1 protein-coding gene is annotated in these 229 nt (G+C 70.3%); it reads left to right on the top strand.

The features are described 5' to 3' along the window. The coding region (locus HKX41_14100) for a hypothetical protein (protein ID NNC25266.1) at nucleotides 1-229 on the top strand (229 nt) is incomplete at both ends.

Raw genomic sequence — 229 nt, forward strand, 5'->3', positions numbered from 1 at the left:
CGGCTTGAGCCTCGGCAACGCGGCTGCGTTGGGCACGGGCGCGTTGAACGTGTCGGGTCTGGGCGGCACTCTGAGCGCCAGCCTGCCGGGTTTGAACCTCGGCAATGCGATCAACCTCGGCGCTGGTGCGTCGCTGGGCATCGGCGGCGCCAACGACCTGTCCTTGTCCGGCATCGTCGGCGGCGCGGGCGGTTTGAACTTCGGCGGCACCGGCACGCTCGCGCTCAAC

It is taken from the genome of Salifodinibacter halophilus (assembly GCA_012999515.1).
Taxonomy (GTDB): Bacteria; Pseudomonadota; Gammaproteobacteria; order Nevskiales; family Salinisphaeraceae; genus Salifodinibacter; species Salifodinibacter halophilus.